Source organism: Leuconostoc sp. XM4, assembly GCF_055698815.1.
This window is the reverse complement of sequence record NZ_CP134507.1, coordinates 1,530,545-1,545,740: the sequence shown is the minus strand read 5'-3', so window position 1 is coordinate 1,545,740 and position 15,196 is coordinate 1,530,545. Positions and strand designations below refer to the sequence as shown.

The window sequence follows — 15,196 nt, the reverse complement described above, 5'->3', positions numbered from 1 at the left end:
GTTAAATCGTATAATACAAAGGAGAAATATATGGCGATTATTATCGTAGACTATGGCGCGGGTAATATTAGAAATGTCATGAAAGCAATTGAATATACAGGATTAAATGCCAAAGTTTCTCAAGATCCTGCCGAGATTGCTGCCGCTGATGGTCTGGTAGTGCCAGGAGTTGGCGCTTTTGCCTCAGCAATGGATAAACTTCGAGAACGTAATTTGGTTGAACCAATAAAACAGTTTTCAAATAGCGGTAAACCATTGTTGGGTGTTTGCTTAGGGATGCAGTTACTTTTTGACTCATCAACTGAATTTGGTGAAACGACAGGTCTTGGGCTAATTCCTGGGCAAGTGGTTGAATTACCTAAACAAGAGAATTATAAAGTACCGCAAATGGGCTGGAATCAGAACAAAGTGAGCCAAATCAACCAAATCACTCGAACAATGAATGATAAATATACTTACTTTGTACATAGCTATTATGCGGTAACGGATTCAAAATATATTGCGGCAACTGTTAATTATGGAAAAGTTGATGTACCAAGTGTTGTGGTTAACAAAAATGTGATTGGTGCCCAATTTCATCCAGAAAAATCTGGACAAGATGGATTAGAGATTTGGCAAAACTTTAAGGAAATGGTAGAAAACGTATGATTTTTCCAGCAATTGATTTATTAAATGGTCAATCAGTTCGCCTTTATCAAGGGGATTATGAAAAAGAAACCACAATTAACCCAGATCCATTGAAACAGGCAAAACAAATTGAAAGCGCAGGTTTAAAGCATTTACACCTGGTTGATTTAGATGGTGCAAAGGAAGGAAAACCAGTTAATCTAAATGTTATTCAATCTTTACGAGAACAAACAAACTTGTTTATTGAACTTGGTGGCGGTATCCGGACTCTTGAACAGGTTAACCAATACTTAAATATAGGTATTAATCGTGTGATTATTGGATCAGCAGCTTTGACTCATCCGGAACTTGTGCGAACAGCGGTTGCAAAGTATGGCTCCGATAAAATTGTTGTTGGTGTTGACGGCCGTGATGAAAAAGTTGCCACACAAGGTTGGCTTGAAAATTCTGATACGAGTTTTGATGATATTGTTGAAGCTATGTTATCAGTAGGTGTTTCGAATTTTGTTGTCACCGATATCGCCAGAGATGGGACCCTATCAGGTCCTAACATTGAGCTATTATCACGTTTACAAAATAAATTTCCTAAAAGCAATATTATAGCTAGTGGGGGTATTGCCAATATTAAAAACGTTACAGATTTACAAGCAAGCGGTATTCACGATATTATTGTTGGCCGAGCACTTTATGATGGAGATGTGACACTAGCTCAATTAAAGGAGGTGGATGGATGACTTTAGCCAAACGAATTGTTCCAGCATTAGACATTAAGAATGGTAGAGTAGTTAAAGGGGTTAATTTTGTCAATTTACGTGAAGTAGGTGATCCCGTTGAATCAGCGAAAGCCTATCAGGCTGCTGGCGCTGATGAGCTAGTGTTTTTAGACATTACAGCAACTTTGGAAGAGCGGGATACCATCATGTCAGTCGTTGATGCTGTTTCCAGGGAAGTATTCATCCCCTTGACCGTTGGCGGTGGTATTCGAACGACAGAAGACATGGGTCGTTTAATTAAAGCGGGAGCTGATAAAATATTTGTTAACTCTGAAGCAGTAAAGAACCCAGCGCTAATTACGGACGGGGCTAAAATATTTGGCTCGCAAGCTATCGTCGGCGCAATTGATGCTAAATGGGATGAATCGGCTGGTATTTATCGGGTCTACGTTTCTGGCGGATCTAAGCCTACAAGTCTTGATGCTATTGAATGGGCCTCTGAATTAGTCGCTCGTGGGGCTGGCGAATTGCTAGTAACAAGTATGGATGCCGATGGAACAAAAAAAGGGTACGATATTCAACTCTATGATCAACTAGCAGATGCTGTGAATGTACCAGTAGTAGCCTCGGGTGGTGCTGGTTCAACACAAGATTTTGTTAATTTATTTGAGAAAACTAAAATTGACGCAGCACTAGCTGCTTCAGTATTTCATTTTGGTGAAATTAAAATACCAAATTTGAAACGAACACTGAAAGATGATGGTGTGGAGATACGCATATGATTGGAACTGAACCGGATTTCAACAAGCAAAGTCAAAATGGTTTGATCCCTGCTGTCATTGTCGACGCGGAAACAAAGGCATTTTTGATGCTAGGCTATATGAACAAAGAAAGTTATTCATTAACCAAAAGTACTGGGCAAACTTGGTTTTGGTCTCGTGAGCGACAAGAATTGTGGCATAAAGGGGAGACTTCGGGTAACATACAACAGGTCGTTAGCATGACATTAGATTGTGATTTAGATACTCTGCTAATTCATGTGAATCCTGCAGGGCCAGCCTGTCATACTAATGCTTACTCATGTTTTTTTAACACGATAAAAGGTGAAGGTTTAGCAGATGCTAATCAAGCAACCATTGCAAATAAATGGACTGATGGTTATTTTCCAAAAGAGTAAATACCACACTAAAAGGAGAAATGATGCCACAACAAACAATTGAAGAACTTTATGAACAAGCACTTGAGCGCAAACAAAATCCCCAAACAGGATCCTATACTGATTATCTATATCAAAAAGGATTAGATAAAATTCTAAAAAAAGTGGGAGAAGAAAGCACGGAAGTAATTCTCGGCGCCAAAAATAATAATGAAGAGCTAATTTATGAAACTTCAGATTTATTGTTTCATTTAATGGTCTTATTAGTTGAAAAGGGTGTCAGTTTAGATGATATTAAAGATGAATTAGGGTCACGCTTAGGAAAAAAATCATTATTGCATGAACGCGCTGATTGGCGAGGAGATAAGAAAAATGAAAAAGACAGTTAAAGCTTTAGCAGCTTATCAAGCAGAATTACCAGTAGAAACTGTAAAAGCAAAGTATGGATTGCAACATTTAGCCCGCTTATCAGCCAATGAATCTGTGTATGGTCCATCACCCAAAGTTGCTCAAGCTGTACGTGCTGTTTCCGATGATATTTTAGGTTATTATCCAGATGGACAAGCGACAGAACTACGTGAAGCGGTAGCTAAGTTAAATCATGTTGACCCACAACATTTGGTGTTTGGTGCTGGCGCAGATGAATTGATTGAGCTGTTGACTCGTGTTGTGTTGGAACCAGGATCAAATATTATTATTCCCAATCCGACATTTGGTGAATATGCGATGCATGCACAAATCGAACAGTCTACAACAAAAAAAATACCCGTTAATGTTGATAACGGGCATGTTGATTTTGATGCGATTTTAGATGCTATTGATGATAAAACTGCTATGGTATGGATAGCTAACCCCAACAATCCAACAGGGGTATTCGAAACAACCAGCTCCATTAAGCGCTTTTTGGACAAGCTGCCAGCAAATATTACGTTAGTAGTGGACGAAGCCTACTATGATTTTGTAGATGAACCTGATGCTACCGTGGCACCTTTGGTAGCTGAGTACACAAACTTGGTTGTGCTACGTACCTTATCAAAGGCATACGGTCTAGCTAATTTACGTGTTGGATATGGCATTATGCAAGATCCCCTTTATAGTGCGATGCAAGCAGTTCGTTTACCGTATAATTTATCAACCTATCAGATTGTTGGTGGCACGGCTGCTGTATTAGATCAAGAGTACTTGCAGAAAAATGTCCAACGTTTTCAAGTAGAGCGCCAAAAGTTCCAAGATTTTTTGACTAAAAATAAGTTTAAGTTTTATGAATCACAGGCTAATTTTATTTGGATAAAGGTTGGCGAAACGAAAAAAGTTGGTCAAAAATTATTAGAACAAGGTTTCCAAGTCAACGATCGACTTAATCCTGAGTGGATTCGTATTGCGTTAGGTACACCAGAAGACAATGCTGAATTAAAATTAGCTTTTTTGAAAGCTACAAACAAATAAATTCACGGATACACAAAAATGTTGCGTCATTAAATAACGACGCAACATTTTTGTGTTATTAAATTTCACTTCTTTACATCAATAGCCTTACAAAGTGTTTGCCTGATTTAATACATCTTTGAAGCGCCAGTCTTCTTGGTGGTAGGCTTGTTCCCAGAACTGCCATTCTAATTCACAACTTTTAAGAAAAAACTGTGTGGCCTGTTGGCGTTGTTGAGTTGTTGCATTTTCTGCCAAGCGATCTATCCATTCAAAGATTTTGTCAGATAGTGAAACTTCCGAATCATCATCTGTATTATCATAAAAATCAATCCAGCTTTTGAATGGGTTATCATTTGTGTTCGCTTTCTCCTGAACTTGTTTTTTTGCAATTTCATTATAGGTCCAAGGGCACGCCTGAAAAGCAGCTAGAATATTTAATAAGGAGCCGGTGTCAGCCGCACGATACATATGTGATTCGTATAGATATGCTTTAGGTGTTGGCGTGGCGTGTTGCAATGTTTCATATTCGACGCCGGCAACGTCACAAAAAACATGATGGGGATGAATTTCGCTATTTAAAATGAAATCAATTGAATCAGCAAAAAATTTCATTTCATTACGATCAGTTAATTTTGTAATGGCATTGGCATAAATTTTGATAAATTCACTAAGATATTGGAAATCTTGTTCAACGTAAAAAATCAAAGCTTCTCGGGGAACGTAACCGTCCGCAATGCCACGAACAAATGCGTGATCATGAATGGCTGTCATAATTGGTGCAGCTTGGGTGCGCAATTCTTCTGAAAACATAATTTCTCCTAAAATCTTTACATGTCCAACAAAAAAACTCTCTCTTGACTATAGGCAAAAAAGAGTATCTTTTGTAAAAAGAATACCACTTTCCTACGCTAGTATTGACTAGATCAGGTTCGAAGGGATTGATAAGTAATATCATCTCAGCCAAGAAGGCACCCCTAGTGGACAGCATATATTTTTTTTAATGAGATTAGCATAGCATTGAAAAATTAAAATTGCAAATGGTTTTATGGTGTAGCTAATGGGCTAGAAAATTTCTTTGCATTTAAAATTAGAATGGGTTATACTAATTCACGAAGTTAATATTTTATCTGGGGTACCGTAAGGTTGAGATAATACCCATTGAACCTGTCAGGTTAATACCTGCGAAGGAAGAATAAGTTAGATTAAGATGTCTTTTTGATGCCATCAATCACTAAATTCTTTTGTGGTTGGTGGCTTTTTGTATAGACACTTATACTATAAAAGGTATTTTATCGAAACATACAGCCTCGAAACAAGAGGAGAGATGTTTATGGAACAAGTAGAAACAGTAACAGCGGGATCAAAAGGGAAATGGTCTTTGCGAGAAGTCATTTTAATGGCGTTGATTGGTATCGCCTTTGGTGTGATTTATTTTATTATGGATCCAGTGTACACAGCACTTGATGCAGTCTTAGTTCCGCTTGGGTTACACCAATACACCATTGCAATCACTATTGGGCCATGGATGATGGCAGCCCCATTGGCTAGTTATTTATTGAAACGTGTTGGTGCGGGATTAATAGGTGAATTGCTTGGCGCCACTGGAGAAGCCTTGTTGGGCGGCTATTGGGGTGTTGCAACACTAATTTCTGGACTTATTCAAGGTATCGGATCAGAGCTTGGTTTTACTTTGACAGGATATAAAAGCTGGAAAATGGGTTTGATTTTGTCAACATTTACTGGAACATGCGTGACATTCATCTGGTCATTGTTCCACGATGGATATCTACAATTTGATTTTGGTATGCTAGTTGGGTTGTTTATTGTTCGCTGGATTTCAATTGCATTTTTTGCTGGTCTATTAGTTTACTGGATTGTCAACTTGCTAGAGAAGTCTAAATTATTAAAAACAAACCGATAAGGTCAATAAAAGTATGACGGAATTAAAGGCCAATCATTTAGATATTAAATTTGACGATGAAATTATCTTAGAAGATATTTCACTGGAGATTAGACCAGAACAATTTATATTATTAGTTGGTTCATCTGGATGTGGCAAATCAACTTTGATGACTGCCTTAGCTGGGTTATATCCTAAATATGGCGGCGAATTGTCACAGGAAGTGTCTTTGAACCATCAGTCAATTGCTCAAATCAAAGCGAACCATCGCGCTAAAAAAGTTGCCATGCTATTTCAGCATCCAGATCAACAATTTGCCATGGATCGCGTAGAAGATGAATTGATTTTTTCATTAGAAAATTTATCTTTAACTACCGAGGAAATTGATAAGAGAATTAATTCTGCTTTATCAGAGGTAGGAATTGAATCACTGCGACACCGAGAACTTTCATACTTGTCAGGTGGAGAATTGCAAAAGGTTGCTTTAGCTGAAACATTAGCGATGGGTGCAGAAATTATTTTATTGGATGAACCTTTTGCGGCCGTTGATCCAGAGCATCGACATGAGTTACAAGTATTGTTAAAAAAATTAGTTGATCAAGGACATGGTATTTTAGTTTCAGATCATGACACAAGTGGATACGAAAATCTGATAACAGATTTATATCGTATTGAAAATCGACATATAGCATGTGTTGATTCTACAGCTTGGTCTCCTTTTTTTAAACAAGATGTAAATGATAGTATTGTTACTAATGATGAATTTAATGAGTCTGTGTTTAGCATGGCACATGTGACGGTAAACAACGGTAAACAATCCATATTGAAGAATAGCAGTTTTGAGTGGGCAAAAGATAAAATCACATTAATTACTGGACCCAATGGTATTGGAAAATCAAGCTTACTGCTTACTTTTGCAAGATTACACGATTATGAGGGTTCGTTGTTGTATCAAAGGAAGCTACTCGATAAACTTCGTAAAAAAATATATGCTAGGAAAGTTGGTTTAGTTTTTCAAAATGCAGCTGACCAATTTTTAAACATTACCGTTTCTGAAGAAGTTGAGCAGGCTAGAGCCCATAGCCATCACGCTGATTATTGGACAACTGAGAAGGTTGACCAGTGCATGCAAAAGTTAAATTTAATAGGTCTTGAAAAGCATAGTGTTTACGAATTGTCAGGTGGCCAACAAAAAAAGCTACAAATACTGATTATGTTAATTATTGCACCCGATACCTTGCTGTTAGATGAGCCATTATCTGGATTGGATACGAATTCTATTCAACATGTCATGCAAATCATTAAACAGTCGTCAAATGACCTTGAACAAAGTATTATCATGATTTCACACCAAACACACGGCATTATTCAATATATTGATTATCATGTTCGCTTTGATCAAAATGGTTTGAAATATGAAAGTGTAGTTAATTCATGAATGAAACACAAAAATTACTATTAGTATTGCTTATTTCGATAGAAATTGCGTTCACAAAATCAGTTTATCTCAATCTGTTTTTAATTGTTGTTAGTATTTTGATTTTAATAGTGACTAAAAGCCATTTGAAAACTTTTGCTCGATTATTGATTGTATCAATTTTGCCGGCAGTCGGATCATTCACCTCATTTTATTTTTTTGGTACAGGAGACGAATCACAACGATTACATTTTGCACTAGTAATGACCACACGTGTAGGTGCTTATGTATTCATGGGTGCGGCATTTATGTCGACTATGGTTTTGTACGAATTATTACGTTCTCTTGAACAAAATGTCAAAATGTCCGCAACCTTTGTATATGGCATTCTGGGTGCATTGAGTTTTATTCCCAAAATTATAAATTCAGTTAAAACGATTCGGGCAGTGGGGCTGATGCGAGGTGAGGTCTTGAGTTTTTGGTCGCCTAAACTTTATTTTAAAGCCATTAGTCAAGCATTAATATGGTCAAATAATTTAGCGATGGCTATGACCTCTCATGGCTTTGAAGAAGGTGAAAGCCGTAGCTACCACCGATTATTTCCAACAAAAGTTTCTGGGTGGTTAATCATTGGCGTCGTTATGCTACTCATTCAGTACTGTTTATTTGTTATTAAGCTTTGGTAAACAAATGTGTTAGACTATGATTATGAAATTAAAACAAGCAGATTTACTTTTTGTAAAAAATGGACATAGCGATCTGGATGAGGGTATTGCAGAATCAACGGGAAATTTTGTTCATGTTGCGATATTAGCCGACGAAGAAAATGTCATTCATGCAACAGCTGCTTCAGGCGTTTGTTTACAATCGCTTCAGCTTTTTTTAGAGAAAAATAAAAGTGCTGATGTTTACCGCACAAATGTTAAAAATACGAAGCGAATTATTTTTAACGCTAAAACGCATTTGGGTAAACCCTATAACTTTTCTTTTCAGCCAGGTACGAACAGCTTCTATTGTTCACAGTTTGTAGTGACAGCCTTTGAAGACTTTGTCAAATTTAGTGAACAACCAATGTTTTTTGGAGACAGGCGAAAACAAATTTCTGACTTTTGGGCTGCTTACTATAAGGAACTAAACGAGCCGGTGCCAGTTAATGTTTTGGGAACAAATCCTAATGACATGTCTCACGATCCGCAGTTACATTATGTTGGAAAAATTGACTTATAATTTAAATTAGTAAATACTAAAAAGCCACAATATATAATGATATTGTGGCTTTTTTAAGTGTTTATAGGGGAACATATCAATCAAATTTTAGAGTTAATAGAACCAAGTGTCATAAATAGTGATTGGTTCGTGACGCTTTTGTTGCGTTGTCAGATACATCTCTTCTATTCGTTCGGCATCGGTGTTTGCAACATCTTTGCCTTCCAAATAATCGTCAATGACATCGTATCTAACACCCAGCGCAACTTCATCAGGCAACTGTGGGCGTTCATCCTCAAGATCTGCAGTAGGTACTTTGTCGTATAGATGCTTTGGGGCGTGTAATGCTTCGAGAAGCTGCCTTCCTTGTCGTTTATTTAGACGCCACAAAGGGTTAATGTCTGTGCCGCCGTCACCATACTTGGTGAAGAAACCAGCTACAGCTTCAGCTGCATGATCAGTTCCGATAACGGCACTATTATGCTCGCGAGCAACAGCATACTGGGCAATCATACGTACTTTTGGTTTAATTGAACCGCGACTCATGTCATCAACGGTTAATCCACCAAGACGCAGTGAACCTACCAGAGCATCGGTTGCATCTTTGATATTTGTTGTTACTGTTAAATCAGGTTTGATAAAATTGAGTGCATCTTGGGCATCGTTTTCATCTTGTTGTTCACCGTATGGCTGCCTAATCGCAACAAATTCGAACTTTTGATTCGTTTCTGCTCGTAGTTCAGCAATAGCAAGTTGGCCAATTTTACCAGCAAGTGTGGAGTCTTGACCACCACTTACTGCAATAGCTAAACCGGTGTAAGCACTGTGAGTGAGATATTGTTTCAGAAAATTCACAGAGCGCTTGATTTCAATGTTTGGGTCAATAACGGGCTGAACGTGCAGATCAGCAATTATTTTAGATTGTAAAGGTCTCATTTGGTCATCTCCTGTATATTGTTTCGAATGTCATGAATTAAATTCATTTTAGCATCATATAGCTTTTGAGATAAGTCAACAGGATAGGTTTCAGGATTCAGTATACGTTTGTATTCATCCCATAGATCGTTTAACGAATGTTTGGCGTAGCTTTTAATTGTAGTAATATCAGGCAAATCATAAATTAGGTCACCCTCAACAAAAATATCATGTAGCATCGGTTGTGCATCGAAATTTTTAATGTTCTTAGAAATAACAGGATGATTGGGATCAAACATGTGCAAAGTTTCCAATTGGCTAGGATTTTCATCATCGAAAGTCAAATAATCACCTTCAGATTTGCCATCTTTACTATCTGTTATTCGCCAAACTTGCTTTTTTCCAGGGGTTGAGATTTTTTCAACGTTGTTTGACAATTTAATTGTGTCATCGCCGTCGATACTAACCATCTTGTATACCGCACCTAAGGCAGGTTGATCATATGCTGTGATTAATTTTGTGCCAATTCCCCAGACATCAATTTTTGCACCCTGAATTTTAAGATTTAAAATGGTGTTTTCGTCTAAATCATTTGATGCATAAATTTTGGCATTCGTGAATCCTGCTTCATCTAACATGATACGAACTTTTTTAGAAAGGTATGCCATGTCACCTGAATCAATTCGAACCCCTTGAAAATTAATCTTATCTCCAAACTCACGGGCTACTTTGATAGCGTTTGGAACACCAGATTTTAGTGTGTCAAATGTATCTACTAGAAAAACAACATTTTTATGTGTTGCTGCGTAGGCATGAAAAGCATCATAATCGTTGTGGTAAGCTTGAACAAGCGCATGAGCATGTGTGCCAGAAATAGGAATATTGAATAGTTTTCCTGCACGAACATTAGATGTAGCATCAAAGCCACCAATAAAAGCAGCACGGGTACCCCAAAGCGCAGCGTCCAATTCCTGAGCACGCCGTGTACCAAACTCTAATAGGGGGTCACCATTTGTTACACTAGCAATACGAGCTGCTTTAGTAGCAATCAATGTCTGAAAGTTGATAATATTGAGCAGTAAGGTTTCCAATAATTGAGCATCGACCAGAGGTCCTTCAACTTGCAAAAGCGGTTCATTGTTGAACATCACTTCACCCTCATAAGCCGAACGTATTGTTGCAGTCAAATGCCAGTTTTTAAGGTACGTTAAAAATTCAGTGTCGTATAGGTCTAATGATTGTAAATAATCAATATCGTCATCAGTAAATTTCAGTTGATTTAATATTTTGACAATTCGTTCTAAACCACTGAAAATAACATAGCCATTATTGAAAGGCATTTTACGGAAATAAGCCTCAAAAACAACGGGTTTTTGATCAATACCTTGTTTCCAGTAAGTATAAATCATATTAATTTGGTACGCATCCGTATGGAGCACCAGTGAGTCATCAGAATACATGTTCAAGTCCTTTCCTTCCATTATAACAATATTTTTTAGTTGTTACTTAAATTAATAAGTATTAATTATATGTCAATTTGATTGTAGTTAGATACTCAAATATTTAATTCTTGTAATAATTTTACGAGATGATTAAATTTTATAATGGCTTAATTCTTCTAGGGCTATTAAACAGTGGATTTTTGAATTAAATTCGAAAATAGGACATTTTTTGTCCTATTCTTATTGAAAAAATAGTTGTAGTATTTAAGTTATAGCAATTTAAAAAATAGCACTGGAGGAAATAGTTTAGTAATGAACAATACGATTAAACTTATGAAGTTACCTGATTTAACAGTAATCAAGCATAGTGGTGAGGGGACACAATTCTATGCCTATAAAATTAATTTTATTTTAGAAAAACTCAATTTATCAGAAAATATTATCAACGATATCAATCGTGATTTATATCAAATGTTGGCGAACCAAGCGAGTATCACAGCAATAGAAATTCGTAATTTATTGGTTTCCTTACTTAAAAAATATGAACAGCTGGATGCTGTGGATGCTTACAATTCATACTACGTAGCTGATCAACAAAAATTTTCCGATGCTTCAAATGTTCAAAAACGCATAGAGAAACTTTTTGCACAAGATGAGAGTGTCGTTCATGAAAATGCCAATAAGGATAGTCGCGTATTCAATACGCAACGTGATTTGGAAGCGGGAGCAGCAAGTCGTGCATTAGGATTACAAATGCTGCCACCTTTGGTAGCCAAAGCACATTTACGTGGAGATATTCATTGGCACGATTTGGATTATTCACCAGTCACACCAGCTACCAATTGTTGTTTGATTGATTTTGAAAACTTGCTAACAAACGGCTATAAAATTGGAAATGCGTGGGTAGATTCACCACATTCTATTCAAACTGCCACTGCGCAGATGGCCCAAATCATTGCTAATGTTGCATCTTCACAATATGGTGGTTGTTCAGCTAATCGGATTGATCAGTTACTTGCGCCTTACGCACAAATGAACTATGACAAGCACCTTGTTGACGCCAAAAAATGGATTGATGCTGACCGACAAGAAGAGTATGCCAAAGAGAAGACTTGCAAGGACATTTACGATGCGATGCAAGGACTGGAGTATGAAATCAATACGTTGTACTCGTCGCAAGGGCAAACACCATTTACAACTGTTAATTTTGGATTGGGAACAAGCTGGTTAGAACGGGAAATCCAGAAAGCTATTTTACAGATTCGTATCAAGGGACTAGGGAAAGAGCGGCGCACGGCCATTTTCCCAAAATTAATTTTTACTTTGAAAAAAGGGCTGAATTTTAGTCAAGAAGATCCAAACTATGATATTAAGCAATTAGCTTTGGAATGTTCAACCAAACGTATGTATCCTGATTTATTAATGTACGACAAAATTGTTGAATTGACAGGTAGTTTCAAAACACCGATGGGTTGTCGTTCATTCTTACAAGGCTGGGAAGATGAAACAGGCGTTGAAGTTAATTCTGGACGTATGAATTTGGGTGTTGTTTCAGTTAACTTGCCACGTATTTCCCTGTTTGCTAAGGGTGATATTAATCTGTTCTGGAAGATTTTTGATGAGAAAATGGCGCTATGTCATGATGCGCTAGCTTACCGGATTGAACGTACCAAAGAAGCTGTACCAGAAAATGCACCATTACTGTATATGTATGGTGCTTTTGGCAAAAGATTGAAGGCCACCGATAGTGTTGATGAAGTGTTTAAAAACGGTCGCGCTACGATTTCATTAGGATATGTGGGCGTTTATGAAACATGCATTGCATTCTTTGGTCCAGATTGGGAAAAGAATCCTGAAGCACATCAATTTGCTGAAGCAGTTGTTAAAAGAATGCATGATTATTGTCAAGAATGGGCAGCAGAGAGTGGTTATCACTATAGTTTGTATTCGACACCAGCCGAATCTTTGACCGATACATTTTGCCATCTTGACCAAGAAAAATTTGGGGCTGTTCCTGATATTACTGATAAGCAGTACTATACCAATAGTTTCCACTACGATGTTAGAAAGCATCCAACACCATTTGAAAAAATAGCATTTGAAGAGACGTTCCCAAAATATGCGTCGGGTGGTTTTATCCACTATTGTGAATATCCTAACTTAAAACAAAATCCTCAAGCATTAGAAGCTGTATGGAATTGGGCCTACGATCACGTTGGCTATTTAGGAACCAACACGTGCATCGACAAGTGTTTCAAGTGTGGCTTTGCGGGTGAATTCAAATCAACAGCGCGTGGCTTTATGTGTCCTGAGTGTGGTAACCATGATCCTGAATTGTGTGATGTGGTCAAAAGAACGTGTGGCTATCTAGGAAATCCTCAGCAACGACCAATGGTTCATGGCCGACATGTTGAAATAATTTCACGTCAAAAGAATTTAACTAAGGAGATGATTGAAAATGTCGCGACCTTTGCGAAAACCAAACAATCCGATGCCCAAAGAATGGACCGCGCAAAAGTATAGTCAAAATTATGTAGCTGACTATAAAGCCTTCAATTTTGTTGATGGCGAGGGGGTTCGTTGCAGTCTATATGTGAGTGGTTGTCTGTTTTTATGTCCCGGCTGCTACAATGTTGCCGCGCAAAACTTTCATTTTGGACAGCCCTATACACAAGAACTAGAAGACCAAATTATTGAAGATTTGAGTCAGGACTATGTCCAAGGGCTGACGCTGTTAGGTGGGGAACCATTCTTAAATACAGATGTATGTCTACAGCTCTGCCGTCGGATTCGGAAAGAATTTGGCCATTCGAAAGATATTTGGTCGTGGACTGGTTATACATGGGAAGAGCTGGAACAAGAGACCTATGATAAGATGCGGTTATTATCCTTACTAGATATTCTGGTGGATGGTCGCTTCTTGGAAGAAGAAAAGGATTTAACATTACAGTTTAGAGGTAGCGCTAATCAAAGAATTATTGATGTACCTAAATCGTTGGCACAAAATGAAGTTGTCATTTGGGATAAGTTAGTACGATGATTTATTAATAGTAATTTTTGGAAAATGTGTACACTCGTTTTTATAAAACGAGTGTACACATTTTTTTATTGATTAATATTTACAAATGAAGTTCTTCATCAAAAAAATGTTGGCGAAAATGATTAGGAGTTATTCCGGTTATCTCTTTGAAAGTTTTGACAAAATAGCTTGCGGTTGAAAAAGATAGTAAATTTGAAATCTCCAGTAATGTGAGATTCGAAGCAATCAACAATTCTTTTGCCGTATCTATTTTGGTTTGCCTAATGAATTGAGTGATCGTTATTTTATACTCTTTTTTGAACGCTGGATTCAATGTCTTTTTCGAAGCATTCAGTGCGGTAGCAATGTCATCGAGTGTAATGTTTTCGCTAATATGCTCTTTTATATATTGTTTAATTCTTTGGTGGAGTGGTAAAAAATTGTGAACCCTATGGTTTTGTACAATTTTAAAATAATGCCAAGTAATTTCTCTAATAACTTGAAAAAAATTCAGGAACTGAGGAGATAGTTCAATTTCTTGAACAAGCTCATTATGCAATTGAAATGCTGACTCGACAGGGTACCCCCACTGGATAATCGCTCGGTTTAAAATTGAGACATAGGAAATAAGCGTATCTTTTTCGCCTCTAATCATGTTGTTGGAGGCAAAACGTTCACCAATTATTTTTAAACGTGACAACTTTTCAAGTGCTGAGATTAAACTGGCTTTACGTGAATAAACAATTGATTTGATAATATCAGTTTCTGCATTAAAAAAAGTTTTTGGATCAAAGGATTCGCTGCTTTCTTTTTTGATGTGGAGTTTATCTGAAAACTTTGTAATGTGGACTTCTTCTTCTGGCGCATCGTTAGAATTATATAAAGTATAGATGATTTGAGAAATGGATTTTAGATTTGAAAGGGAATGTAACATCATTAACTCACTACTCGTTGATAGTGGATCGTCGTATTTAAAAGAGAAGCAAACGATGCTTTCTTCATTGACATGGCAAGTTAAAATATGACCAGAATTATAGTCTAGAGATTGATAAATGTGATTTGTGAGCAGCTCAATATTATCAATTAATAAATTCACAACATTTTTATTGGAATTATCAGTAGATTCATCTAAGTAATTTACTTGTTTTGTGGCAATGTCAATCAAAATAACATCAGCATTTAAAATGTTTGCTAACTTTTTAATATCTTTCATTACTTCTCCCGGAAATTACATTTAATCACTAAACGTGTTATTAACATTTGTTCTCTCTTTATAAAATATGTTTATTCATAATTGTATAAAAACTATTGAGTAATAAATATAACATCAGGAAGCAAAATATCTTTTTTTGATATAAACTACCTTTTTTTAT

The 15,196-nt window shown here is 36.9% G+C and carries 16 protein-coding genes and 2 riboswitches; of the genes, 12 read left to right on the top strand and 4 right to left on the bottom strand.

Annotation, left to right across the window (positions count from 1 at the left end; genetic code table 11):
- Positions 1-30 precede the first annotated feature (30 nt).
- From hisH to hisC, 6 genes are read left to right on the top strand one after another with little or no spacing between them, the layout of a single operon-like run.
- Positions 31-648, top strand: a complete 618-nt coding sequence (gene hisH / locus RHP64_RS07770) for an imidazole glycerol phosphate synthase subunit HisH (protein ID WP_025268353.1) — start codon at positions 31-33, stop codon at positions 646-648.
- Complete coding sequence (gene hisA / locus RHP64_RS07765; RefSeq protein WP_011680216.1) at positions 645-1,361, top strand: 1-(5-phosphoribosyl)-5-[(5-phosphoribosylamino)methylideneamino]imidazole-4-carboxamide isomerase; 717 nt, start codon at positions 645-647, stop codon at positions 1,359-1,361. The genes hisH and hisA overlap by 4 nt, the downstream gene beginning before the upstream one ends.
- Positions 1,358-2,122, top strand: coding sequence for an imidazole glycerol phosphate synthase subunit HisF (gene hisF / locus RHP64_RS07760; protein ID WP_025268352.1), 765 nt, complete (start codon positions 1,358-1,360; stop codon positions 2,120-2,122). Before hisA ends, hisF begins: the two co-directional genes overlap by 4 nt.
- On the top strand, positions 2,119-2,517 hold the full coding sequence (gene hisI, locus RHP64_RS07755) for a phosphoribosyl-AMP cyclohydrolase (RefSeq protein WP_002815284.1): 399 nt from the start codon (positions 2,119-2,121) through the stop codon (positions 2,515-2,517). The genes hisF and hisI overlap by 4 nt, the downstream gene beginning before the upstream one ends.
- A gap of 23 nt (positions 2,518-2,540) precedes the next feature.
- Complete coding sequence (gene hisE / locus RHP64_RS07750; RefSeq protein ID WP_011680214.1) at positions 2,541-2,885, top strand: phosphoribosyl-ATP diphosphatase; 345 nt, start codon at positions 2,541-2,543, stop codon at positions 2,883-2,885.
- On the top strand, positions 2,869-3,942 hold the full coding sequence (gene hisC / locus RHP64_RS07745; protein WP_025268351.1) for a histidinol-phosphate transaminase: 1,074 nt from the start codon (positions 2,869-2,871) through the stop codon (positions 3,940-3,942). The genes hisE and hisC overlap by 17 nt, the downstream gene beginning before the upstream one ends.
- Before the next feature lie 87 nt (positions 3,943-4,029).
- Here hisC and tenA read toward each other — a convergent pair whose 3' ends face one another.
- On the bottom strand, positions 4,030-4,734 hold the full coding sequence (gene tenA, locus RHP64_RS07740; RefSeq protein WP_025268350.1) for a thiaminase II: 705 nt from the start codon (positions 4,732-4,734) through the stop codon (positions 4,030-4,032).
- Between the two features lie 73 nt (positions 4,735-4,807).
- A riboswitch (TPP riboswitch) is annotated at positions 4,808-4,910 on the bottom strand.
- Between the two features lie 132 nt (positions 4,911-5,042).
- Positions 5,043-5,132, top strand: a riboswitch (TPP riboswitch).
- A gap of 122 nt (positions 5,133-5,254) precedes the next feature.
- Here tenA and RHP64_RS07735 point away from each other — a divergent pair.
- The 4 genes from RHP64_RS07735 to RHP64_RS07720 are packed head-to-tail and all read left to right on the top strand — an operon-like array spanning position 5,255 to position 8,468.
- Positions 5,255-5,845 (top strand): ECF transporter S component, encoded by a 591-nt coding sequence (locus RHP64_RS07735; protein WP_462785009.1) that lies wholly within the window; start codon positions 5,255-5,257, stop codon positions 5,843-5,845.
- Between the two features lie 13 nt (positions 5,846-5,858).
- The gene (locus tag RHP64_RS07730) at positions 5,859-7,262 is read left to right on the top strand and encodes an ATP-binding cassette domain-containing protein (protein ID WP_050895272.1); all 1,404 of its coding nucleotides are present in this window, start codon (positions 5,859-5,861) and stop codon (positions 7,260-7,262) included.
- Positions 7,259-7,927: an energy-coupling factor transporter transmembrane component T family protein gene (locus RHP64_RS07725; RefSeq protein ID WP_011680209.1), complete on the top strand. Its 669-nt coding sequence runs from the start codon at positions 7,259-7,261 to the stop codon at positions 7,925-7,927. Before RHP64_RS07730 ends, RHP64_RS07725 begins: the two co-directional genes overlap by 4 nt.
- A gap of 16 nt (positions 7,928-7,943) precedes the next feature.
- A complete protein-coding gene (locus RHP64_RS07720) occupies positions 7,944-8,468 on the top strand; it encodes a YiiX/YebB-like N1pC/P60 family cysteine hydrolase (protein ID WP_051394933.1) in 525 nt (174 codons plus the stop codon).
- 93 nt (positions 8,469-8,561) lie between these two features.
- Here RHP64_RS07720 and nadE read toward each other — a convergent pair whose 3' ends face one another.
- Both nadE and RHP64_RS07710 read right to left on the bottom strand, forming a co-directional pair.
- Positions 8,562-9,383 carry an ammonia-dependent NAD(+) synthetase gene (gene nadE / locus RHP64_RS07715; RefSeq protein WP_025268345.1) on the bottom strand — a complete coding sequence of 274 codons (822 nt, stop codon included), beginning with the start codon at positions 9,381-9,383 and terminating at the stop codon, positions 8,562-8,564.
- Positions 9,380-10,822: a nicotinate phosphoribosyltransferase gene (locus RHP64_RS07710; RefSeq protein WP_011680206.1), complete on the bottom strand. Its 1,443-nt coding sequence runs from the start codon at positions 10,820-10,822 to the stop codon at positions 9,380-9,382. Before RHP64_RS07710 ends, nadE begins: the two co-directional genes overlap by 4 nt.
- Positions 10,823-11,116: 294 nt before the next feature.
- Between RHP64_RS07710 and nrdD the strand changes: the two genes are divergently transcribed.
- Positions 11,117-13,327, top strand: coding sequence for an anaerobic ribonucleoside-triphosphate reductase (gene nrdD / locus RHP64_RS07705; RefSeq protein ID WP_025268344.1), 2,211 nt, complete (start codon positions 11,117-11,119; stop codon positions 13,325-13,327).
- Complete coding sequence (gene nrdG / locus RHP64_RS07700; RefSeq protein ID WP_002815265.1) at positions 13,263-13,844, top strand: anaerobic ribonucleoside-triphosphate reductase activating protein; 582 nt, start codon at positions 13,263-13,265, stop codon at positions 13,842-13,844. The genes nrdD and nrdG overlap by 65 nt, the downstream gene beginning before the upstream one ends.
- Before the next feature lie 79 nt (positions 13,845-13,923).
- On the opposite strand, the gene RHP64_RS07695 is transcribed toward nrdG, so the two are convergent.
- Positions 13,924-15,036, bottom strand: a complete 1,113-nt coding sequence (locus RHP64_RS07695; RefSeq protein ID WP_025268343.1) for a helix-turn-helix domain-containing protein — start codon at positions 15,034-15,036, stop codon at positions 13,924-13,926.
- Positions 15,037-15,196 lie beyond the last annotated feature (160 nt).

Excerpts from the sequence above, each read along its gene's own strand:
- hisH (WP_025268353.1), top strand. The coding sequence starts at position 31 with ATGGCGATTATTATCGTAGACTATGGCGCGGGTAATATTAGAAATGTC.
- hisA (WP_011680216.1), top strand. The coding sequence starts at position 645 with ATGATTTTTCCAGCAATTGATTTATTAAATGGTCAATCAGTTCGCCTT.
- hisF (WP_025268352.1), top strand. The coding sequence starts at position 1,358 with ATGACTTTAGCCAAACGAATTGTTCCAGCATTAGACATTAAGAATGGT.
- hisI (WP_002815284.1), top strand. The coding sequence starts at position 2,119 with ATGATTGGAACTGAACCGGATTTCAACAAGCAAAGTCAAAATGGTTTG.
- hisE (WP_011680214.1), top strand. The coding sequence starts at position 2,541 with ATGCCACAACAAACAATTGAAGAACTTTATGAACAAGCACTTGAGCGC.
- hisC (WP_025268351.1), top strand. The coding sequence starts at position 2,869 with ATGAAAAAGACAGTTAAAGCTTTAGCAGCTTATCAAGCAGAATTACCA.
- tenA (WP_025268350.1), bottom strand. The coding sequence starts at position 4,734 with ATGTTTTCAGAAGAATTGCGCACCCAAGCTGCACCAATTATGACAGCC.
- RHP64_RS07735 (WP_462785009.1), top strand. The coding sequence starts at position 5,255 with ATGGAACAAGTAGAAACAGTAACAGCGGGATCAAAAGGGAAATGGTCT.
- RHP64_RS07730 (WP_050895272.1), top strand. The coding sequence starts at position 5,859 with ATGACGGAATTAAAGGCCAATCATTTAGATATTAAATTTGACGATGAA.
- RHP64_RS07725 (WP_011680209.1), top strand. The coding sequence starts at position 7,259 with ATGAATGAAACACAAAAATTACTATTAGTATTGCTTATTTCGATAGAA.
- RHP64_RS07720 (WP_051394933.1), top strand. The coding sequence starts at position 7,944 with ATGATTATGAAATTAAAACAAGCAGATTTACTTTTTGTAAAAAATGGA.
- nadE (WP_025268345.1), bottom strand. The coding sequence starts at position 9,383 with ATGAGACCTTTACAATCTAAAATAATTGCTGATCTGCACGTTCAGCCC.
- RHP64_RS07710 (WP_011680206.1), bottom strand. The coding sequence starts at position 10,822 with ATGTATTCTGATGACTCACTGGTGCTCCATACGGATGCGTACCAAATT.
- nrdD (WP_025268344.1), top strand. The coding sequence starts at position 11,117 with ATGAACAATACGATTAAACTTATGAAGTTACCTGATTTAACAGTAATC.
- nrdG (WP_002815265.1), top strand. The coding sequence starts at position 13,263 with ATGTCGCGACCTTTGCGAAAACCAAACAATCCGATGCCCAAAGAATGG.
- RHP64_RS07695 (WP_025268343.1), bottom strand. The coding sequence starts at position 15,036 with ATGAAAGATATTAAAAAGTTAGCAAACATTTTAAATGCTGATGTTATT.